The organism is Micromonospora sp. WMMD1155 (assembly GCF_029581275.1).
Classification (GTDB): Bacteria; Actinomycetota; Actinomycetes; order Mycobacteriales; family Micromonosporaceae; genus Micromonospora.
The window spans coordinates 879,456-900,885 of the sequence record NZ_CP120742.1 but is presented as its reverse complement, the minus strand read 5'-3'; the positions used below and the strand labels follow the sequence as shown (position 1 = coordinate 900,885).

The 21,430-nt window shown below is 70.1% G+C and carries 17 protein-coding genes; 6 read left to right on the top strand and 11 right to left on the bottom strand.

What is annotated here, in order from left to right; translation table 11 throughout:
* Positions 1 to 367 precede the first annotated feature (367 nt).
* Positions 368 to 2,119 (top strand): FG-GAP-like repeat-containing protein, encoded by a 1,752-nt coding sequence (locus O7617_RS03835; RefSeq protein WP_282261543.1) that lies wholly within the window; start codon positions 368 to 370, stop codon positions 2,117 to 2,119.
* A 64-nt stretch (positions 2,120 to 2,183) separates the two neighbouring features.
* On the opposite strand, the gene O7617_RS03830 is transcribed toward O7617_RS03835, so the two are convergent.
* Positions 2,184 to 2,504: a multidrug efflux SMR transporter gene (locus O7617_RS03830; RefSeq protein ID WP_282261542.1), complete on the bottom strand. Its 321-nt coding sequence runs from the start codon at positions 2,502 to 2,504 to the stop codon at positions 2,184 to 2,186.
* A 710-nt stretch (positions 2,505 to 3,214) separates the two neighbouring features.
* Here O7617_RS03830 and O7617_RS03825 point away from each other — a divergent pair.
* Positions 3,215 to 3,415 (top strand): hypothetical protein, encoded by a 201-nt coding sequence (locus O7617_RS03825; protein WP_282261541.1) that lies wholly within the window; start codon positions 3,215 to 3,217, stop codon positions 3,413 to 3,415.
* Position 3,416: 1 nt separating this feature from the next.
* On the opposite strand, the gene O7617_RS03820 is transcribed toward O7617_RS03825, so the two are convergent.
* The 6 genes from O7617_RS03820 to O7617_RS03795 all read right to left on the bottom strand — a co-directional run bounded on the left by O7617_RS03820 (position 3,417) and on the right by O7617_RS03795 (position 10,504).
* Entirely contained in the window at positions 3,417 to 4,688 is a 1,272-nt protein-coding gene (locus tag O7617_RS03820; RefSeq protein WP_282264623.1) for a sigma-70 family RNA polymerase sigma factor, read from the bottom strand.
* 3 nt (positions 4,689 to 4,691) lie between these two features.
* Positions 4,692 to 5,093 (bottom strand): YciI family protein, encoded by a 402-nt coding sequence (locus O7617_RS03815; protein ID WP_282261540.1) that lies wholly within the window; start codon positions 5,091 to 5,093, stop codon positions 4,692 to 4,694.
* A 94-nt stretch (positions 5,094 to 5,187) separates the two neighbouring features.
* A complete protein-coding gene (locus O7617_RS03810) occupies positions 5,188 to 7,323 on the bottom strand; it encodes an alpha-galactosidase (RefSeq protein ID WP_282261539.1) in 2,136 nt (711 codons plus the stop codon).
* Positions 7,320 to 8,201, bottom strand: coding sequence for a carbohydrate ABC transporter permease (locus O7617_RS03805; RefSeq protein WP_282261538.1), 882 nt, complete (start codon positions 8,199 to 8,201; stop codon positions 7,320 to 7,322). The genes O7617_RS03810 and O7617_RS03805 overlap by 4 nt, the downstream gene beginning before the upstream one ends.
* Entirely contained in the window at positions 8,198 to 9,154 is a 957-nt protein-coding gene (locus O7617_RS03800; protein WP_282261537.1) for a sugar ABC transporter permease, read from the bottom strand. Before O7617_RS03800 ends, O7617_RS03805 begins: the two co-directional genes overlap by 4 nt.
* A 21-nt stretch (positions 9,155 to 9,175) precedes the next feature.
* Positions 9,176 to 10,504, bottom strand: coding sequence for an ABC transporter substrate-binding protein (locus O7617_RS03795; protein WP_282261536.1), 1,329 nt, complete (start codon positions 10,502 to 10,504; stop codon positions 9,176 to 9,178).
* A gap of 284 nt (positions 10,505 to 10,788) precedes the next feature.
* On the opposite strand from O7617_RS03795, the gene O7617_RS03790 reads away from it, so the two are divergent.
* Entirely contained in the window at positions 10,789 to 12,798 is a 2,010-nt protein-coding gene (locus O7617_RS03790; protein WP_282261535.1) for a beta-galactosidase, read from the top strand.
* A gap of 1 nt (position 12,799) precedes the next feature.
* Positions 12,800 to 13,576 (top strand): DeoR/GlpR family DNA-binding transcription regulator, encoded by a 777-nt coding sequence (locus tag O7617_RS03785; RefSeq protein ID WP_282261534.1) that lies wholly within the window; start codon positions 12,800 to 12,802, stop codon positions 13,574 to 13,576.
* A gap of 164 nt (positions 13,577 to 13,740) precedes the next feature.
* On the opposite strand, the gene O7617_RS03780 is transcribed toward O7617_RS03785, so the two are convergent.
* The gene (locus O7617_RS03780) at positions 13,741 to 14,271 is read right to left on the bottom strand and encodes a hypothetical protein (RefSeq protein WP_282261533.1); all 531 of its coding nucleotides are present in this window, start codon (positions 14,269 to 14,271) and stop codon (positions 13,741 to 13,743) included.
* 485 nt (positions 14,272 to 14,756) lie between these two features.
* On the opposite strand from O7617_RS03780, the gene O7617_RS03775 reads away from it, so the two are divergent.
* Positions 14,757 to 15,707, top strand: coding sequence for a sporulation protein (locus O7617_RS03775; protein WP_282261531.1), 951 nt, complete (start codon positions 14,757 to 14,759; stop codon positions 15,705 to 15,707).
* Between the two features lie 68 nt (positions 15,708 to 15,775).
* On the opposite strand, the gene O7617_RS03770 is transcribed toward O7617_RS03775, so the two are convergent.
* Both O7617_RS03770 and O7617_RS03765 read right to left on the bottom strand, forming a co-directional pair.
* Positions 15,776 to 16,150 carry a hypothetical protein gene (locus tag O7617_RS03770; protein WP_282261530.1) on the bottom strand — a complete coding sequence of 125 codons (375 nt, stop codon included), beginning with the start codon at positions 16,148 to 16,150 and terminating at the stop codon, positions 15,776 to 15,778.
* A gap of 178 nt (positions 16,151 to 16,328) precedes the next feature.
* Positions 16,329 to 18,371 carry a glycerophosphodiester phosphodiesterase family protein gene (locus tag O7617_RS03765; RefSeq protein WP_282261529.1) on the bottom strand — a complete coding sequence of 681 codons (2,043 nt, stop codon included), beginning with the start codon at positions 18,369 to 18,371 and terminating at the stop codon, positions 16,329 to 16,331.
* Between the two features lie 192 nt (positions 18,372 to 18,563).
* Here O7617_RS03765 and O7617_RS03760 point away from each other — a divergent pair, with 192 nt between their 5' ends.
* A complete protein-coding gene (locus O7617_RS03760) occupies positions 18,564 to 18,983 on the top strand; it encodes a hypothetical protein (protein WP_282261527.1) in 420 nt (139 codons plus the stop codon).
* Between the two features lie 89 nt (positions 18,984 to 19,072).
* On the opposite strand, the gene O7617_RS03755 is transcribed toward O7617_RS03760, so the two are convergent.
* Positions 19,073 to 21,376, bottom strand: a complete 2,304-nt coding sequence (locus O7617_RS03755; RefSeq protein WP_282261525.1) for an ATP-binding domain-containing protein — start codon at positions 21,374 to 21,376, stop codon at positions 19,073 to 19,075.
* Between the last annotated feature and the right edge of the window lie 54 nt (positions 21,377 to 21,430).

Here is a 21,430-nt window from a genome sequence, read left to right as displayed (position 1 = left end):
GTCGATATGGGATTCCACACATCCCACAAGGGCGGTGGTGGAATTGATTGATCCCTAAGGTGAGCCTGCGGTTGCTTTCCGGTAACCGTTCAGCCCGCAGGGGCCACGGGGGTCCTTCATGTACGACTGTGCACAGTCGTGCCCGCACTCGACGGGCACGACCCGCTTCACCACGCCCGGAGCCAGCGCGCCGTGCTCGACAGCCGGCCAGGTGAGCGCGGTACGGCGTGTCCTCGCCGCGTTCCGACGCACGTCGCCCCAGGTGCGTGCCGCGCAGCGTCCCTGCCTTGTGATCCAGAGAGGATCATTAGTGTCATCGTCCTATCGACGGCGAGCGGCCCAGGCAGGCTTGCTCGCGGTAACCCTGGTGGCGGGGTTCCTCAACGCCTCGCCCGCCCAGGCTGTCACCGGCGGGACCGCCGTGACCGACGCGTCGTTCGGTTTCGTCGCCAAGGTCGACGTCGGCTCGCTCGAACGCTCGTGCAGCGGCTCGTTGGTCGACGCCTGGTGGGTGCTCACCGCCAAGAGCTGCTTCAGCTTCGACGGGCAGGCCGTGGTCGCGGGTACGCCCACCAAGCCGACGACTGTCACCGTCGGGCGACCCACCCTCACCGCCACGACCGGCGCTGTCGTTCCGGCCTTCCGGATCGTGCCGCACCCCGATCGCGACCTGGTCCTCGTGCGGCTGTCCGAGCGGGTCGACGTGACCCCGGTGGCGCTCGGGGCCGCACCGACGGTCGGCGAGCAGCTGACCGGCGCCGGCTTCGGCCGTACCGCCAGCGCCTGGGTTCCGGACCAGTTGCACAGCGGCTCCTTCGGGGTCGAGGCGGTCGGGTCGTCCACGCTGAACATCCTGGGTAGCGGTCAGGCGGGCATCTGCCGGGGCGACCTCGGTGGCCCCACCGTGCGCATGGTCAGCGGCAAGCCGCAACTGGTCGGCGTGCACTACAGCTCGTGGCAGGGTGGCTGCCTCGCCGAGACGGAGACCCGCCGCGACGCGGTGGACACCCGGGTCGACGACCTCGCGTCCTGGTTCGCCACGACCATGCCGCAGGGCGTGTCCACCGACACCTACGAGGACGTCAACTTCTTCTACACGTACGACCCGGGGCAGGGCGCCCCGATGACGTTCCCGGCGACCTCGACGGGCGGGTTCGGTGGCCCGATCGGCTCGTGGAAGAGCACCGAGACCAGGTACAACCGGGACCGGGTCAAGGTGTTCAACGACGACTTCGACGGCGACGGCATCAAGGACGTCGCGGTGTTGTCGACGGCTGCCGACGGCACCTTCGCCCTCGACACCTTCATCACCGGGCCGGACGGCAAGTACGGCGCACCGCTGCGGTCCTGGACGGCCCCGGCCGGCTGGGGGCACATCACCAGCATGAAGATGGCCTCCGGCGACTTCAACGGCGACGGCCGAGCGGACCTGACCGCCTTTTACGGCTACGAGCTGGGCAACGGCAAGGAGGCCTGGATCAACTGGATCGCCCGACCGGACGGTGGCTTCAACGCCCCGACCACGGTGTGGGAGGCGACCACGTTCGGCAACTGGAACAGCACGTCGGTGTTCGCCGGAGACGTCAACGGTGACGGCCGGGCCGACGCCTCGCTGTTCTACCAGTACTCCTCCACGAACAGCGTGGCCATGGCGATCATCACCTGGCCGGGTCTGGCCAACGGCGGGTTCGGTAACCCGTACAACTCCTGGACCACCCCGAAGGACAAGCCGTTCGGCGCGCTGTCCGAGATGAAGCTGATGGACGGTGACTTCAACGGCGACGGTCGCGATGACGTGGCCGTCCTCAAGTACGTCGGTTTCAGCAGCACCAGCCTGCACACCTTCACGGCCAAGGCGGACGGGACCTTCAACGCGCCCGCCGCGTCCTGGTCGTCGACCGCGTTCGGTCACTTCGCCAGCATGAAGCTGGCCGCCGGCGACTACAACGGCGACAAGCGCGACGACCTGGCCGTGCTCTACGTGTACGCCGACGACGGCCTGAGCATGAACACCTTCACCTCGACCACGAGTGGCGGCTTCAACGCGCCGTTCGGGTCGTGGGTGAACCGGCCGCGGACGTTCGGTTGGTGGCCCAACATGAGGTTCGACGGCGAGTAGGTCGTTACTGCACGATCGACGGGTCCCCCGCTTCCTGATGGGATGCGGGGGACCTTCCGTCTGATCAGTGCTCGCCGGTCAGGTTCACGATCACCACCCCGGCGATGATCAACGCGATGCCGACGAGCTTGGCCGGCCCGACCGGCTCGTCCAGGAACACCGCCCCGATCGCCACGATCGTGGCGGTGCCCAAACCCGACCAGAGGGCGTACGCGACGCCGACCGGGATCTCCTTGACCGCCTGGGCCAGCAGCAGGAACGCCAGTACGTAACCGGTCAGGCAGCCCACCGTCGGCCAGAGCCGGCTGAACCCCGCAGTGCTCTTGAGCAGGCTGGTCGCCAGCACCTCGGCCAGGATGGCGATTCCCAAGAGCACGTACGCCATGCGCTCTCCAGACCTGAATGCTCGACGGCGGATGTCGATGGTCAGGCTATCGCCGACTTCTGGCGGCGTTCGGCACCCGAGGCTGCCGTCGGCCGTGGCCCCACCACGCCCCGGGCCGGGTGCTGGCCCCGGTGCCCTCAACCGGATCGCCACCCGCGCCGCCGCAGGTGCGTCGTCCGGGCCGCCCGTTCCACCGCCACCGGGTCGACGGCGCGGGTGACGGTCAGGCGGCAGACGGCTTGAAGCGCGGACGGCGTGGGGCGCGGACGGCCTGGGGCGCGGACGGCCCAGGGCACGTGTCACTCGACTCCTGTGGAGCTGATGTCGTAAACGATTCAACTGTGCATTTCCCCGGCGACCGTAATTCTGGCCCTCGTCCCCTCCGGCCGTCCCCTCCGGCCGTCCCCTCCGGCCGTCCCCTCCGGCCGTCCGTGGCTCCGGCCGTCCGCGGATCGGGCGGTCTGCGGATCGGGTGATCTGCGCGTCATGTGGTCTGCGGGTTGGGCCCTCGCTTGTGGCCATCTGTCGGTGGGCCGGTCTGTCGGTCGGCCCGTCGCCGGTCAGCCCGTTTGCCCGTCGGCCTGTTCACGAGGTCGCCGCATGCCGGTCGGCGTACCCGGCGCGCGGTCGGGCTCGCTTGTTGAGCGAGATGCTCGTCCACTGGGTGAATCGTTTACGACATCAGCTCCATAGGCAGTCCGGGTGGTGTCATGCTCGCCCGCCGCCCGCCGCCCGCCGCCCGCCGCCCGCCGCCCGCCGCCCGCCGCCCGCCGCCCGCCGCCCGCCGCCCGCCGCCCGCCGCCCGCCGCCCGCCGCCCGCCGCCCGCCGCCCGCCGCCCGCCGCCCGCCGCCCGCCGCCCGCCGCCCGCCGCCCGCCGCCCGCCGCCCGCCGCCCGCCGCCCGCCGGTTGAATCAGTCCTCGGGTTGCGCTGGTGTTGTCTCGGCGGCGAGCCGGGCCGCTCGCATGGTCAGGTAGCGCTGCTCGGGAAGGCTGTTCGTGCGTGCGGCGGCAATGCGGTAGGCCACGACGGCCTGCTCCCGGTCGCCGGCCATCTCGTGCAGGTGCGCCCGGGCGGCGGTCAGTCGGTGGTGCCCGGTGAGCCGGGGGTCGTCGGCCAGCTTGTCGACGGCGGCGAGGCCGGCGGCCGGCCCGTGCACCATGGCGGTCGCCACGGCCCGGTTGAGTGCCACCACCGGGCTGCCGGCGAGCCGTTCCAGCACCTCGTAGAGCGCCAGGATCTGCGGCCAGTCGGTCGCGTCGGTGCTCGGTGCCTCGTCGTGCAGCGCGGCGATGGCGGCCTGTACCTGGTACGGGCCGACCGGCCCGCGGGGCAGAGCCCGGGTGACCAGCGCGACGCCCTCGGCGATCGCCGCCGCGTCCCAGCGGCTGCGGTCCTGCTCGGACAGGGAGATCAGTTCGCCGGACGGCCCGGTCCGCGCCGGGCCGCGAGCCTCCGTGAGGAGCATCAACGCCAGCAGCCCGGCCGACTCGCTGTCGTCGGGCAGCAGTGTGTGCAGCGCGCGGGTGAGCCGGATCGCCTCGGCCGCGAGGTCGATCCGCCGCAGGTCCGGGCCGGTGGTGCTGGTGTGCCCCTCGGTGAAGACCAGGTACAACACCTGCCGTACGGCCGCCAGGCGGTCGGCCCGCTCGGCCGGCTCGGGCATCCGGAACGGCAGCCCGGATGCACGGATGCGCTGCTTGGCCCGGCTGATCCGCTGTGCCATCGTCGCCTCGGGCACCAGGAAGGCGCGGGCGATCTCGGCGGTGCTGAGACCGCCGACGGCGCGCAGCGTCAGCGCCACCGCGGACGTCGGAGCGAGTGCCGGATGGCAGCAGAGCATCAACAGGACCAACGTGTCGTCCCGCCCGGCGGTCAACTCCTCGTCCGCGGCCGGTGCGTGCCGCTGGTCGTCCGGATCCCGCCGGGCGACCAGGTCCTCCCTTCGGCGTCGGGCCTGCTCGCCGCGGACCAGCTCGATCATCCGGCGGTAGCCGACCTGGATCAGCCAGCCGCGCGGGTTGTCCGGCAGCCCTTCGGTCGGCCACTGGGTCGCGGCGGCCAACAGTGCCTCCTGCACCGCGTCCTCGGCGGTGGCGAAGTCACCGAAGCGGCGGGCGAGCACGCCGAGGACCTGCGGCGCGAGTTCGCGCAGCAGGTCCTCGACGCGGGGTTCGGTGCTCAGCGCTCACAGCTCCTGTGGTGGCGCGGACATCACCGGGTGCACCTCGATCGGCATGTTCAGCGGACGGCCACCCGGGCCGGGAGCGGTCGAGATGTGCGCGGCCAGCTCCACCGCCCGCTGTGGGGTGTCGCAGTCGACGATCCAGAACCCGGCGAGGAACTCCTTCGTCTCGGCGAACGGCCCCTCGGTGACGACCGGCGCACCACCCTCACCAGCGCGGACGATCCGAGCCTGCTGCGGACCGCCGAGGCCCTGCCCGTCGACCCACTCCCCGGCGGCGGTGAGCTTCTCGTTGACCTCGCCCATGAACGCGATGTGCGCCTGGACCTCCGCCGGGGTCCAGGTGTCGATGCTCGGGAAGTCGGTCCCGGCGGCGCTGAACTGCATCAGCAGCATGTACTTCATCGTCTCGCTCCTCACGCCTGCGCACCATCCTCGGTGCTCTCACCCTGAGGTAGAAGCAGACGCCACCGTTCTCGACACCCCGACCAAAGAATTTCTAACCGGCCGCGACAACCTCCAGGACCAGGCTCTGCTCCGGGTGCAGGGCGGGCATCTGCAAACCCACCCGGGCCAACGCGGCACCGGTCAGGACGACACCGTCCGCCAACCAGGTCGGCGCCGACCGGTCGATGGACGCGGGCAACGGCACGTCCGACACCGGCCGTACCCGGTAACGGCGCTCCGGGTCCAGACCCGGCAGTCGGACCGAGCCCGGAGACTGCGTGGCGGAGGTGGCCAGCCGCGAGACCGCGTACACCCCCTGGGTCTTGTCGCCGTCGACCACGCCGTGCGCCCAGACGGCCGGGTCCGGGTGGTCGACCCGGACCGCCCGGCCGCCGTGCAGCAGCGGACGCAGCCGCTTGTGCAGCGCCACCCAGGCGGCCAATTCGGTCTGCTCGGCGGTGCTGATCGAGGCGATGTCCCACTCGATGCCATGGTGGCCGAAGAGCGCGGTGGCCGCCCGGAACCCGAGGTCGTGTACGCGGTTGGTGGTGTGTGAGCGCTGCGGGCCGATGTGCGTGCCGACGAGTTCCGGCGGGAGCAGCAGCCCGGTCCAGCGCTGGATGCTGAGCCGTTCCAGGGCGTCGTTGCAGTCGCTGGCCCAGACCCGGTCGGTGCGGGCCAGGATGGCCAGGTCCACCCGGGCCCCGCCGGACGAGCAGCTCTCGATCTCCACGTCGGGATGACGGCTGCGTAGGTCGTCGAGGAGCCGGTAGACGGCCAGGGTCTGCGCGTGCACGCCGGGCCGGCCGTGGTGCCCGGCCTCGGTGAGGTCCCGGTTCTGGTCCCACTTCAGGTACCTGATGCCGGGGTGTTCGGTGAGCAGGGCGTCGAGACGGTCCAGCACATGGGTGTACGCCTCGGGGCGGCCCAGGTCGAGCACCTGCTGGTTGCGCCAGGCCGGGGGCAGCCGCCCGGGCACCGCCAACAGCCAGTCCGGGTGCGCGCGGAACAGGTCCGAGTCGGGGTTGACCATCTCCGGCTCCACCCAGAGACCGAACTGCAGGCCCCGGCCGGTCACGTGGTCGATCAGCGGTTGCAGCCCGTCGGGCCAGACATCCTCGTCGACGTACCAGTCGCCGAGGCCCGCGGTGTCGTCGCGCCGACCGCGGAACCACCCGTCGTCGAGCACGAACCGTTCCACGCCGATGTGCGCGGCCCGGTCGGCGAGGGCCCGTAGCCGGTCCAGGTCGTGGTCGAAGTAGACCGCCTCCCAGACGTTGAGGGTCACCGGCCGGGGGGAGCGCGGGTGCCCGGGTCGGGCCCGCAGGTGCGTGTGGAGTACGTCGCTGAGCCCGTCCAGCCCGGTGTCGGACCAGACCGCGTAGAGCAGGGGGGTCTCGTACGACTCGCCGGGGCCGAGCCGGATCTCACCGGGGGCCAGCAGCTCGCCGCCCCCGAGTGTCGACTCGCCGGTGGGCCGGCGCTCGGCGACGGTGACGTGGTCGCCGCTCCACGCCGTGTGCACCGCCCACACCTCCCCGTGGCCGAAGCCGAACCCGGCGGTGCCGGCCACCAGCAGCAGCGTGGCGTCGTGCCCGGTGCGCCCGTGCCGTCCCTCGCGGACCCAGGCGCCGTGCTGCCACGGGTGCCGCTGCGGGGACCGTTCCCGGCACCACCGGCCGGTCAGGTCGAGCAGTTCGGTGGCGACCGCCGGCACCGGTAACACCGGGGTCAGCTCCCGCAGCTCGTACGCGCTGTCGCCGTCGTTGCGCAACCGGTGCCGAACGGTCAGCAGACCGTACGGGTCGAGCGTGACCTCGATGGTCAACGCCAGCCCGGCCTCCGGGTCCGTCGCCCGCACCGTCACCCGAGCCGCGCCGTCGGCGGCCTGGTCGACGTCCAACCCGTCGCGACGGAACGCGGTGGACCAGTCCCGTCCGTCGCGGTGCCCGGCCAGCCCTGGGCGACCGCTCCAGCCGGCGCTCGCCTCCGGCAGCAGCGACAGCACGGGCGGTTCGTCGAAGCTACTCGGCACCACCGGCGGTACCGTCGCGTCGGTGAGCTGGCGCAGGCCGTCGTCGTCGAGGTCGCCGACGTCGCCGCCCCAGTGCACGACCCGGGGCAGCCCCGGGCCGCGCGCGTCGAGCACCAGGCTGGTCCGCGCGCGGCGCACGTGCAGGATCGTCATCCCTTTGAGGCTCCCAAGGTCAGGCCCCGAACGAAGTGCCGCTGGAGCATGAAGAAGATCACGAGCGTGGGGATCGCGACGAGGACGCTGCCCGCCGAGACCAGGTTGTTGTCGGTGAAGAACTCGCCTCGCAGGTTGTTCAGCGAGCTGGTCACCGGGAACTTGTCGCCGGTACGCATCAGGACGGTGGCCCAGAAGAACTCGTTGTAGATCCAGGTCACCTCAAGGGTCGCCAGCGCGGCCAGCGCCGGTCGGCACAGCGGCATGGTCACCTGCCAGTACTGCCGCCAGATGCTCGCCCCGTCGACCATCGCCGCCTCGTACAGGTCCCGGGGGAGCGCCTTCATGTAGTTGCTGAGCACGAAGACGCAGAACCCGCACTGGAATGCGACGTTGATCAGGATCAGGCCCCAGTAACTGTCGTAGAGCAACTCCGAGTCACTCATGAACTCCGGCAGCGGCACCTCGGTGAACAACCGGAACAGCGGGATGAGCAACGCCTGTTGGGGCAGCAGGTTGGCCGCCGTGAACACCCCGAGCAGGACGATGTTGAGCTTCCAACTGAACCGGGCGATCACGAACGCCACACAGGACGCGAGGAAGAGGGTCAGCAGCACCGCCGGGAGGGTGATGTACAGCGAGTTGAGGAAGTGCTGGCCGAACTCCGCCGTCCGCCAGGCGGTGACGTAGTTGTCGACCGTCCAGCCGCCGAACGACACGTAACCGTTGGCGGCGGTGTAGTCGTACGAGCGCAGCGAGGTCAGGACCGCCCAGGCGATCGGGAAGAGCCAGGCCAGCGAGACGGCGATGAGGAAACCGTGCAGCAGTAGCCGTGGCGGGGTGAGCTTGCGGCGCCGGGCCGGAGTGTCGACGCTCATTCCCGGTTCTCCCTCATCACGGTCGCCAGGTAGATGGTGATGAAGACCAGCGAGACGACCAGCATGATCGTCGCCAGTGCCGAGCCGAACCCGATCCGGCTGGCCTCACCCACCACGTTCTGGGTGACCAGCGCGGAGAGCAGCTCCAATCCGTTGCGCCCCTTGTTGACCACCCAGACCAGGTCGAACGCACGCAGCGACTCGATCACGGTCACCACCAGCACGATGATGTTGATCGGCCGGAGCACCGGGAAGACCACCCGGAAGAACGTGCGGGCCTCGGAGGCGCCGTCGACCGCCGCGGCCTCCCGCAGCGACGGGTCGACACCCTTCAGCCCGGCCAGGTAGAGCAGCATGATGTACCCGACGTGCCGCCAGCCGGAGGCGACCAGGACCGCCCAGATGTTGACGTTCGAGTCGCCGTACCAGTCGACGTTGCTGTTGAACACCGCGTTGATCAGGCCCTGGTCGCGGGAGTACAGCAGTTGCCAGACGAAACCGATCAGTGCCAGCGAGAGCACCACCGGCAGGTAGAGCGCGGTCTGGTAGAAGCGGCTGCCACGCAGCTCCTTGTCGAGCAGGACGGCCAGGAACATGCCGAAGGGCGTGGCGACCACGAACAGCGCCGCCAACCAGAGCAGGTTGTGCTGGACCGCCGGCACGAACGGCGGGTAGATGTTCACCACGTCGTCGTAGTTGCGCGCGCCGACGAACTCGATCTCGTTGAGTGGGCCGATGCCGTCCCAGTCGGTGCCGGAGAGCAGCACGGTGGCCGCCGCCGGCAGCCAGACGAAGCCGGTGACGAGCAGCAGCGGCACGAGCACCATCAGCGTGATGACCACGCGGTCGGTGCGGGACAGGAGCCGTAGCCGCCGACGGCGACCACCTGTGGGGGTGGTCGTCGCCGGCCGCGGCACGGCGCGATCCGCTTGGATCAGGGGCAGGTCGGACACGATGTCCTCCCCCTTCCGCCGTCAGTCAGTGAAGATCGACTTTTTCTGGTTCTCGATGGACGAGGTGAGCCCGCTGATGTCCTTCGGGTCCTTGATGAACTGCTGGATCGCCGGGATGATCACCGTGGAGGCGAAGTCCGGTCGGGTGTCCCGGTCGAGGAACTGGGCGATCTCGGTGGCCGACCCGACCAGCTCGGCTGCCTTCTTCTGCAGCGCGGTGTAGCCGCCGACGTTGGCGCCGCTGTTGGCGACCAGGACGGCCGGGTCGTTCTTCAGCGTGATGTCCGCGGACTCCTTGCCGCCGAAGTACTCCAGCAGCTTGCGGGCGTTGTCCTCGTTCTTCGGCTTGCGGGCCATCATGTAGCCGTCGATCGGGGCGTCCAGCGCCTTGGCACCGATCGACGGGTCGATCTCCGGGAAGGTGAAGAAGTCGAGGTCGTCCTGCTCGTCGTTGCTGAACTGCTGGCCGACGAAGAGACCGAGCAGGTACATCCCGCTCTTCTTCTGCTGCAATGACTGGGCGGCTTCCTGCCAGGTGCGTCCGAGGCTGTCCGGCTGGTGCAGCGGGAGCAGACCGGCCCAGGTGTCGAAGACCTTCTTGACCTTGTCGGAGGTCCAGGCCTCCTTGCCGGCCATCAGGTCGACGTGGAACTGGTAGCCGTTGATCCGCAGGTTGAGGATGTCGAAGGTGCCCATCGCCGGCCAGCCGTCCTTGTCGGCGAAGGCGATCGGGATCAGCCCGTCCTTCTTCATCTGCGCGCCGAGGTCGGTGAAGTCGGTGATGGTCTTCGGCACCTGGTAGCCGTACTGCTGCCAGACCGACTTGCGGTAGAAGACCGCCCACGGGTAGTACGTCGCCGGGACGAAGTACTGCTTTCCGTCGTCACCGGTGGACGCCTTCTTGAACGCGTCGGAGAAGCCGGAGAGCTTGCTCCACACGTCGCTGATGTCGCCGGCCAGGCCCTTCTGGGCGAAGAAGCGCATCCGGTAGCCGGCGAACCAGGTGAACACGTCGTCCGGCTTGCCCTGTAGGTAGTTGTTGATGTTCTCCTGGAACGTGTTGTGGTCGACCGTGTTGATTCCAACCTGGACCCCGGACGCGGTCTTGAACCCGTCGGTGACCTTGACCAGGACGTCCTTGGGCTTCGGGTCGGACTGGTTCGAGCCGAGCGACACCTCCTTGGACGACCCGCCGGAGCCGGAGTCGTCGCCGCAGCCGGCGAGCAGACCGGTGCCGAGCAGCGCTCCCGTGCCGGCCGCGCCGGCCAGCAGCGAACGTCGGTTGATGCCGGCAACCGAGGGCGGTACGAGCCGAGCCAGGTACTCGGCCTGGGATTGGGGACGGGACATCTGTGCCTCCTGCGGATGAAGAGGTGCTAGTCCAAGAGCCATCAGGGGGTGGTGAAGGCGAATCCGTCGTCGTGATCACTCATCGGGATCCACCGAGAATCCACATTGGCGAACACGAACGGCCATTGGGGCATCAAGCTACCCGTCCGCAGGCCACTGTCAAGAGGCGCGTTCGCTTTCGATAACCCAGTCGTGACATGGCTGTTACCGGGTAAACGTTGAAAACAAAGTCGATGTTGGAACCTGTTGACTTGCGCGCTCCACCCGGTGCACCCTCAGCTGTCATGCGGCGATGGCACGGCGACGGCATCTCTTTCGGCGGCGACTACAACCCCGAGCAGTGGCCCGAGCAGACCTGGTCGGAAGACGTCGAGTTGATGCGCCGGGCCGGGGTCAACCTGGTCTCCGTCGGCATCTTCTCCTGGGCGCTGCTGGAACCAACGCCCGGCCGGTTCGAGTTCGGTCGGTTGGATCGGGTTCTGGACCTGCTGCACGACGGCGGCATCCAGGTCGATCTGGCCACCGCCACCGCCAGCCCGCCGCCCTGGCTGGCCCGCGCCCACCCGGAGACGCTGCCGCGACGGGCCGACGGAGCGATCCTCTGGCCGGGTGGCCGACAGGCGTACTGCCCCAGCTCCCCGGTGTTCCGGGAGCGTTCGCTGGAGTTGGTACGGGCGGTCGCCGGCCGGTACGCCGAGCACCCCGCCGTGGTGATGTGGCACGTCTCCAACGAGCTGGGCTGCCACAACGTGCACTGCTACTGCGACGTCAGCGCCGAGGCGTTCCGCGGTTGGCTGCGGGACCGCTACGGCGACCTGGACCGGCTCAACGACGCCTGGGGCACCGCCTTCTGGAGCCAGCGCTACGGCGACTGGGCCGAGATCAACCCTCCGCGCACCGCCCCGACCTTCGCCAACCCCACGCAGCAGTTGGATTTCCTGCGCTTCTCCTCGGATGAGCAGCGCGCCCAGCTGCGCGCCGAACGCGAGGTGCTGACGACGCTGGTCCAGCAGCCGGTGACCACCAACTTCATGATCGGCCTGGCCAAGAACATGGACTACCACTCCTGGGCCGACGACGTGGATCTCGTGTCCAACGACCACTACCTGAACGCGGCCGACCCGCAGGGGCACCTCGGGCTGGCGCTCGCCGCCGACCACACCCGGGGCGTCGCCGGTGGTGAGCCGTGGTTGCTCATGGAGCACTCCACCAGCGCGGTCAACTGGCAACCGCGCAACGTGGCCAAGCTGCCCGGCCAGCTCCGCCGCAACAGCCTGGCCCACGTCGCCCGGGGCGCCGACGGCGTGCTGTTCTTCCAGTGGCGTGCTTCCCGGGCCGGGGCCGAGAAGTTCCACTCCGCGCTGGTGCCGCACGCCGGTCCGGACACCAAGGTGTTCCGCGAGGTCTGTCGGCTGGGCGCGGACCTCAAGGCCCTCGCCGAGGTACGCGGCAGTCGGGTGGACGCCGACGTTGCCATCCTGTTCGACTGGGAGGCATGGTGGGGGGTCGAGTTGGATTCGCACCCCAGCGTCGACGTGACCTACGCCGACCGGCTCAACGCTCTGTACGGCGCGCTGTGGCGGGCCGGCGTGACCGCCGACATCGTGCACCCGTCGGCCGACCTCAGCGGCTATCGGCTGGTCCTGGTACCGACCCTCTACCTCGTCCGGGACGCCGACGTCGAGGCGCTGCACCGCTACGTCGAGGGCGGCGGCATCGCGGCCGTCACCTACTTCAGCGGCATCGTGGACGCCGACGACCACATCCGGCTGGGCGGCTACCCCGGCGCGTTCCGGGAGCTGCTCGGCGTACGCACCGAGGAGTTCTTCCCGCTGCGCGAGGGCGAGCAGGTCCGACTGGACGACGGGAGCACCGTCGACGTGTGGACCGAATGGCTGCACGCCGACGGCGCCGAGGTGCTGGCGTCGTACACCGACGGGCCCTTGCCGGGTGTGCCGGCGCTGACCCGGCACCGGGTCGGTGACGGTGCCGCCTGGTACGTCGGCACCCGGCTGGACGAAGCGGCAACCGACCGGCTGGTCGCCCGGCTCGTCGACGAGGCCGGCGTCCGACCGGCCGCGCCGGTGCCGACAGGTGTGGAGGTGGTACGCCGACGCGACGGCGACCGCACCTGGCTGTTCGTTCTCAACCACACCGACACGGAGGTACGCCTCCCGGCGAGCGGCGTCGAGTTGTTGACCGGTGCGCGGTGCGCCGATGAGCTGACGGTGCCCGCCGGTGAGGTGGCGGTCGTCCGAGAGGACCGGGCCTCCGCTGTGAAGGAGGTTCCCTGAGTTGCTCGCCCAGCAACGGCAGACCGCCATCCTCGACCTGATCCGCCAACGCGGTGGTGTGCGGGTGAGTCAGCTCGTCAGCCGGTTCGGTGTGTCCGACATGACCATCCGGCGCGACCTCGAGGTGTTGGCCGAGCGCGGCCTGGTGGACAAGGTGCACGGCGGCGCGACACTCGCCGGGCCGGGTTCCGCCGAGGAGCCCGGCTTCGCGGCGAAGTCGATCCGGCAGCAGGCGGAGAAACGGGCCATCGCCGAGCGGGCCGCGCGGATGGTCGAGCCGGGGATGGCCATCGCGCTCTCCGCCGGCACCACCACCGCCGCGCTGGCCACGCTGCTCTCCGACGTACGCGGACTGACCGTGGTGACCAACTCGATCCCGGTGGCCGACGCGCTCTACCAGAACCCGCGCGCCGACCAGACAGTCGTGTTGACCGGCGGCATCCGTACCCCGTCGGACGCGTTGACCGGGCCGGTCGCCGAGGCGGCGATCAGCGCACTCAACGTCGACCTGCTCTTCCTCGGCGTGCACGGGCTCGGCCCGCGTACCGGCTTCACCACCCCGAACCTGCTGGAGGCCGGCGTCAACCGGTGCCTGATCGGCGCCGCCCGCCGGTTCGTGGTGCTGGCCGACCACACCAAGTGGGAGACCATCGGCATCGCCACCATCGCCCCGTTGGAGGCCGCCGACGTCCTGATCACCGACGCCGGGCTGCCGGTCGAGGCCCGCACCACGATCGGCGAACAGGTCGGCGAGCTGGTCGTCGTGGAGGTCGACTAGACGCCCGCGGCCGGACCGTGATCGGCTCGGCGCAGCCTGAGGCGCGCACGGTTGATCGACTCCACTTCGCCGATGTGGCGGTATCCGTCGGGCGGGATACCGCCACATCGGCGATCTGGCGCGCAGCCGCCGGCGGTCCCGCGTGAGGACGCGGCGAGGGTCGATCAGGTGTCGTTCAGCATGAACAGCAGCGTGTGGTGCTCCAGATCGAGGAACGCCACCCGCCTACGCGGCGACGGCTGTGTCTCGTTGTAGGTCTGACTGTGCAGCCACTGGGGGTTGGCCGGGAGGAACGCCACGAGGTCCGGTCGCACGTCCGCAGGCGTGTGCGAGTGGGTCAGCTCAGCCGGGTCGATGGATGCGAACGGCACGAAGTCGAACTGTTCGGCCATCGTGCGCGCGTCCTCGGGACGTAGGACGATGACGCCCTGGTACTCCCAGTCCGTCGGGCCCGGCAGCCGTGAGCACGGATCGCCCAACGCGCGCCCCTGCCAGTGGATCTCCGCATAGTCGCCGATGAGCGGAAGCTCCTCCGCCCACTCCCAGCGGCCGACAAGGACCTTCGCCTCATCGGCGTGTCGTTGCTCCTGGCATTCACGCGTCTCGTCCACTGCTGCCGCGTCGCAGCCGACCACCCCCAGCAGCACGACCGCCGCAGCGAGCGCGGCTGCACGTGCCCGTCCCCCCGTCTTCACCGCCACGACAGTAGACGGCCGCACCAAGCTCCTGATCGACTCGGCTTCCTGGAAATCGGGGTGTCCTGGTCGCTCGGACGCCGCGATTTCCGGGATTCCGAGTTGATCACGGCGAAATGCGCGCCCAGCGCGACGAGTCGGCGTGGTTGCTGAGGGAGGCCGTGCACCGGCGTCGACCCGACCTGGAGGTCGCGCTCTTCGGTGAGCGGTGCGACCGCGGCCTGAGCCCCGCTCGGCGTTGATCCACTCCACTTCGCCGATGTGGCGGTATCCCGCGCGACGGACACCGCCACATCGCCGATCTGGTGCGCGCGGCCGATCTCGCGCCCGCGCGCCGACGCGCGAGGCCCGCCCCGCGCGCGCGCCGACGCGCGAGGCCCGCCCCGCGCGCTTCACAGCCATCTCACAGGGGTTCTGGATAGGGTGCGCGGTGAGTGAACGTCCGACTCCATCCTGGATCGGTCGGCTGTCGCACAGGAGTTCCGATGGTCTTCAAGAAGATGTTGAGCGCGTTCGGCGTGGGCGGTCCCAGCGTGGACACCGTGCTGACCAACCCCAACACCCGGCCCGGCCTGACCCTCGACGGGCAGGTCAACCTCGTCGGTGGCGATGCCGAGGCAGCCATCGAGCAGGTGGTGATCGGCCTGGTCACGCGGGTCGAGGTCGAAGGACACGACACCGAGTACGCGGGCACGATGGAGTTCCACCGGATGGTGGTCAGCGGCCCGCTCCAGCTCGCCCCGAAGCAGCAGCTGTCGATCCCGTTCCAGCTGCCGATCCCGTGGGAGACCCCGATCACCGACGTGTACGGGCAGCGCCTGCACGGCATGACGATGGGTCTGCGGACCGAGTTGGCCATCGCCCGCGCCGTCGACAAGGGCGACCTGGACCACGTGGCGGTGCACCCGCTGCCGGTGCACGAGCGGATCCTGGAGGCGTTCCAGCGCCTCGGTTTCCGGTTCAAGAGCGCCGACCTGGAGCGCGGTCACATCCGCGGGGTGCAGCAGACGCTGCCGTTCTACCAGGAGATCGAGTTCTTCGCTTCCCCGCAGTACGCGAACACCATCCGTGAGGTCGAGCTGACCTTCGTGACCAGCCAGTACGGCGTCGAGGTCATCCTGGAGTGCGACAAGCGCGGCGGGTTCCTCAGCGCCGGGCACGACGCGTTCGGCCGTTACCAGGTGTCGCACGCCGACGTCGACCGCGTCGACTGGGCGCAGGTCGTCGACGGTTGGCTGCGCGAGACCACGTCCCGCTACGGCAGCCTCCGCTCGCAGTACGGCCCGAGCCACGGCCACGGTCATGGCCGGGGCGGCATGGGCATGGGCGGCATGGTGGCCGGCGCGGCCCTCGGTGTCGCCGGCGGCATGATCGCCGGCGAGATGATCGAGGACGCGTTCGAGGGCGACTTCGGCGACTTCGGCGGCGACGAGTAGTCACCAGAAACGAGATGACAGTGGCCTCCGGGAAAGTCTCCCGGAGGCCACTGTTTCGACGCGACGCGTCAGTGCCTGCTTCGCTCCTTGCCGGACCGGCGGGCCGAGCCGGCCTTCGACAGACCACGGCTGACCAGGTAACCACCGGTCAGGATGGTCAGGAACAGCCACGCCTGGTTCGGGTTGTTGATGTTCAGGCCGTTGGTGGCGCTGCCCCGCCAGAACGCGGAGATCACCAGGAGCGCGACCGCAGCGGCGTAGACCCAGAATTCCGTCGTCAGGAACGCCTGCTTTGTCTCCGTGCCCGGCGACGGCATCGGGTCTCGGTGACCGTCCCGCATCGACGGCATCTGCTGGGTCTGCATGTCCCGCATCGAGGCGGGATTCTGCGGGTCGTTCATGGGCCGGTTCATCGGCCGGGTGGAAGCAGCCTGCGTGCTCATCTGGTCCTCCTCAGGATGCGATGAGTCGTACCTGCCTTCCCTCGCCCCGCTACCGCGTTTCGGCCACGGCACGGTTCGCTTTCGTGGCGGGGACAACCCCCGACTACCCGAGGCCCCGGAGCAGGTAACACCGATCGCCGGCCGGAAAAATCCGGCCGGCGTTCGGGTGTGCGTCAGGTCAGCGCAGGCCGTTGCGGATGGCCACGCTCACCAACAGGTCCGGGTCGTCGGTGATGATGCCGTCGACGCCGAGGTCGATGACCCGCTGCATCACCGCGGCGTCGTCGACGGTGTACGGGATCACCTTCAGGTCGTCGCGCGTCTGAAGGGTCCGGACGTCCGGTCCGTGGAAGTATGCCGGGTTCTCCCGCAGGTACCAGTCCGCCGAGGCGACGGTGCCCTGCTTCGGGTCGTGCACCTGCCAGTTGGCCGACACGGTGCCGGCGCCGGCGGCCCGGGTCAGCTTGCCCAGGTCCCGGTACTTCCACCAGTCCAGCCCGCCGGTCCACGGGCTCTTCACCGACGGGTCGCCGTACGCCGCCTGCAACGAGCACTCGTCGGCGAGGGTCTTGCACTCCTCCGGCCCGTACTGCCAGACCAGGGCTACGGTGCCGATCCGCCGGTCGAGCTTGCGGGCGTAGGTGATGGTGCGCCAGTCGAACGACTGGATGGTGGCCCGGTCGGTGAAGCCGGCGCGCTGGATCGCGTCGACCAGCTTGCGGGTGAAGCTGCGGTACGGCTCGGTGTCGTCCACCACCGGGCTGATCTTCGTCTCGATGTTCATCCCGATGTCACTGCGCCCACTCGCCTTCACCAGGGCGAAGACCTCGTCCAGGGTCGGGATCCGGGCACCCGGCGCGGGCACCTGCGCGGGCAGCTCGGGCAGCGTCTTCGTGCCGCAGTCCACGGTCTTGAGCTGCGCCAGGGTCAGCTCGTGCACGGGCTTGCCCACGTACGGGAACTTCGGGTCACCGCGGCGCACCGGCTTGGTGTCCACGCAGTGCGACCCGTTGACGGTGCGGTCGTGCAGCACCACGAGCTTGCCGTCGGCGGTCACACCGGTGTCCAGTTCCAGCGTGGAGATGGCCCGGTTGGACAGCGCGTTCGCGAAGGCGGGCAGGGTGTTCTCCGGTCGGGTGGCCCGACCGCCCCGGTGCGCCTGGATGTCGAACGGCGACGCGTACGCCTTCGGCAGCCGGTAGCCGCGCTGCGCCAGCAGGCCGCGCAGCCGGTCCGGGTAGTCGGTGATGATGCCGTCCACGCCGTCGTCGATGAGCTTGGCCATGGTCGGCACGTCGTCGACGGTCCACGGGATCACCTTGATCCCGTAGCGGTGCGCCTGGGCGACCATCTCCCTGGTGACGTACGGCTGGTAGCCGGGGTCGGTGACCGTGCCGTTCTGCGGCATGCCGTGCACGGGGGAGAAGGCGCTGGCGCCGAAGCTGCGGATCGCCGTGATCGGGTCGCCGCCGAAGTCGTCGATGTCCAGCCCGCCCAGCCACGGCGAGGCGCCGGGCTTGCCGGTCTGGAGGAAGTCGTAGTTGGTCAGGGCGACCAGCGGCAGCTTCGGCTCGACCTGGCGCATGCGCATCAGCGCGCCCCAGTCGAAGCTTTGGATGGTGACCTGCTTGAGCAGCCCGGCGGCGCGGATCTCGGCCGCGGTGACCTGGACGAACTGCTCGCGCGGCGCCGTCTCGGTGGGTGCACCGGCCTCGACCTTGGTCTCGACGTTGAGCTTCACGTCCTTCGCCCGGTAGCGGTTGACCAGGGCGAAGACCTCACGCAGCAACGGCATCCGGGCGCCCGGGGCGGCGACCTGCCCCGGCTTGTCGGCGAGCGTCTTCGACCCGCAGTCCAGCGTGCGTACCTGGGCCAGGGTGAGCGTGTTGATGTACTTCCCGACGTACGGGAACTCCGCGTCGCCCGGCGTCACCGCTGTGGTGTCGACGCACTTGGCGCTGCTGATCTTCCGGTCGTGGGTGACGACGGCCTGGCCGTCCTCGGTGATCTGCACGTCCAGTTCGAGGGTGGTCACCCCGAGTTGGAGGGCGTTGCCGAACGAGGCGAGGGTGTTCTCCACCCGCAGCCCGAGGCCGCCCCGGTGGGCCTGCACGTCGAATGTCCGGTCCGGTCGCGGCTTCGCCTGGGCGGGCACCGCGAGCCCGGTCGTCACCGTCGCGGCCACCAGAGCCGCGACTGCGGTACGGCGTACTGTGCGCACGCTGTCATCCCCTCCTGCCGGCGGGCATCTCCCACCGGTCGCCGGACAGCATGGACACCCCGCGCGGCGGGAAGGCGGCCAGTGGACGGCGTGCCGGTGAACCGCCGTGGACGACAGTGCCGGTCAGGACGGGTTTGGTCGGCCGGTGGCCGGGCACGCAGTCGGTTCCACAGCTTCTGCGAGGTGATGGACGTGCGTGAGGACGACATGCGGCAGGACGCCGCCCGCGAGGCCGAGGACCGGATCGCCGGGGGTGTGTACGGCAAGGGCGCCCTCGACGAGGTGACAGTGCCCCGCACCGATGTGGAGAGCCAGATCCAGCGCGACGACCCGTTCGATCCGGCGCGGGAACGGATCGACCCGCAGGTGTTGCGCGACGGCGGCCCGGTCGGCGGGCAGGGTGCGGTGACCACCACCGGTGGCACCGCCGGACCGGCGAGCGTACGCCGGGTGGCCCGCCAACCCGAGCGGCACCCGGGCAAGGTGGCCCCGACGACCACCGGCGACGCCACCACGGGTGGTTTGAGCACTCCGAGGGGCGGCGGCACCAGTGACCAGTCCACGTCGGCGACCGGCCCGGCGAAGTCCATCAGAGACAAATCCACCGACTAGCCCCACCCACCCACTTGGCGGCGTGATCATGAGGTTGACGTGGCGATCGGAGATCACAGTCCACGTCAACCTCATGATCGACCAGGGCGTCAGGTCCGGGACTCCGCGGGGCGGAGGATGCCCAGGCGTTGGGTGGCGCGGGTCAGGGCCACGTACAGGTCGCTGCGGCCCCGGGGTGACTCGGCCACCATCCGGTCCGGGTCGACGACGAGCACCGAGTCGAACTCCAGCCCCTTGGCCTGCGCGACGGTCAACACCACCACCCGGCTCTCCAACTCCGGGTGCTCGCCGACGGCGGCCTCCGGCAGGGCGGCGGTGACGGCCGAGCCCAACTCGCCCACCCGCCCGGCCGGCACGAGCACCCCGAGTCGGCCGTCGGTCAGCCCGGCGGCCTCGCGGGTGGCTTCGGCGACCAGTTCGGCCGCGAGCTGCTCGTCGGGCACCGTCCGGTCCCACGGGGGTACGCCGCTCGCACGCACCGAGCGCGGCGGACGCAGCGCCGGGTCGATCTCGGCCAGCACGTCGGCGGCGACCGCCATGATCTCGGCGGGCGTGCGGTAGCTGACCGTCAACTCGGTCAACCGCCACCGCTGCGCGACGTACGGGGCGAGGGCGTCGGCCCAGGAGGGTGTACCGCTGAGGGCCCCGGTCTGCGCGACGTCACCGACGATCGTCATGGATCGGCTCGGGCAGCGGCGCATCAGCAGCCGCCAAGCCATCGGCGACAGCTCCTGCGCCTCGTCCACGATGACGTGGCCGAACGCCCAGGTCCGGTCGGCGGCGGCCCGCTGCGCGGTGGTGAGGCGGTCGGCCTCCTCCTGCCGTTCCAGCAGCCGGTCGGCGTCGATCAGGTCGGTCACACCGAGGATCTCACCGCCCTCGGCCTCGTCCTCGACGTCGATCGAACGGGAACCCCGGGCGATCTCCAGCACACCCTCGGCGTACTCCCGCTCCATCATCCGGATGCGGTCCCGCCGGGCGGCGGCGGCCCGTTCGTCCTCGCCGAGCAACTCGGCGGCCTCGTCCAGCAGCGGTACGTCGGCCGGGGTCCAACCACCCGGCTCCCGCCGCAGCAGCGCGCGTTCGTCGTCGGTCAGCATCGGCGCGGCGGTGGCGATCCGGTCCGGGTCGGCGAACAGGTCGGCGAGCAGCCGCTGCGGGGTGAGCACCGGCCACAACCGGTCGAGGGCGGACTGGATCTCCGACTCCTCCCGCAGTTCCCGGCGGATCTCGGCCCGGTCCGCCTCGTCGAGGAGGTTGTCCCCGCCCAGCGGGTCGGCGCCGATCCGTTCGGCCACCTGCTCGGCGAGCGCGTGCACGATCTCCACGTCGAACAGCGCTCGCGCCAGGTTGTGCGGCCGTTCGGTCCGGCGTACCCGGTCCCGGGCGGCACGCACCGTCTCCGGGTCCAGGGTCAGCGTCTCCCGCTCGACCTCGATCTCCAACGGCTCGTCCGGCACCCACTGCCGGTCCCGCACGGCCAGCACCAGCACCTCGGCCAGCACCGCCCGGCCCTTCAGCGCGGCCGTCTCGGCCGGCTCGACGCGTTGGGCGTTCACCCCCGGAAAAAGATCACCCTGGGTACGCAGCAGCACGCCGGTCTCGGCCAGCGTCGGCAGCACCTGGGAGATGTAGCGCAGGAACGTCGCGTTCGGGCCGACCAGCAGCACGCCCCGGCTGGAGAGTTCCCGGCGGTGGGTATAGAGCAGGTACGCGGCCCGGTGCAGCGCGACAGCGGTCTTGCCGGTGCCCGGCCCGCCCTGGACGACCATGACGCCCGGGAGTTCCGCCCGGATGATCTCGTCCTGTTCGGCCTGGATGGTCTCGACGATGTCGCGCATCCGGCCGGTGCGACCCGCGTTGAGCGCGGCGAGCAGCGACGCCTCACCGGTCAGCTCCTCGTGGCCGCCGGGAGAGGCGCTGTCGATGTCGAGCACCTCGTCGTTGAGCCCGGTCACCTTGCGCTGCCGGGTGCGCAGGTGCCGGCGTCGGCGTACGCCCTGCGGGTTGGCGGCGGTGGCGAGGTAGAACGGGCGGGCGGCGGGGGCCCGCCAGTCCATCAGCAACGGGTCGTAGTCGCCACTGGTGTCGAAAATGCCGATCCGGCCGATGTAGTGGCGGGAGTCGTCGTCACCGTCGAGGCGGCCGAAGCACAGCCCGTTCTCCACGGCGGAGAACTGTTCGACCTGATCGGCGTACATCGCTACCGAGCTGTCCCGCTGCGAGCGGTCCTGGAGGGTCCCGCCGGTGTTGCGCAGCTCGGCGGTGAGCCGGTCGGCGGCCTGCTCACGCAGCCCGTCCAGCCGGTCGTAGAGCATCGAGACGTACTCCTGCTCGCGACCGATCTCGTCGTCGAGCGGCAATTCGCCGGAACCGCCGGAGTGCCTTGACAAGCCGTCTCCCTAAAGATTAGAATCCTTTGCAGGAACGGCTTTTAGCCGTTCTTT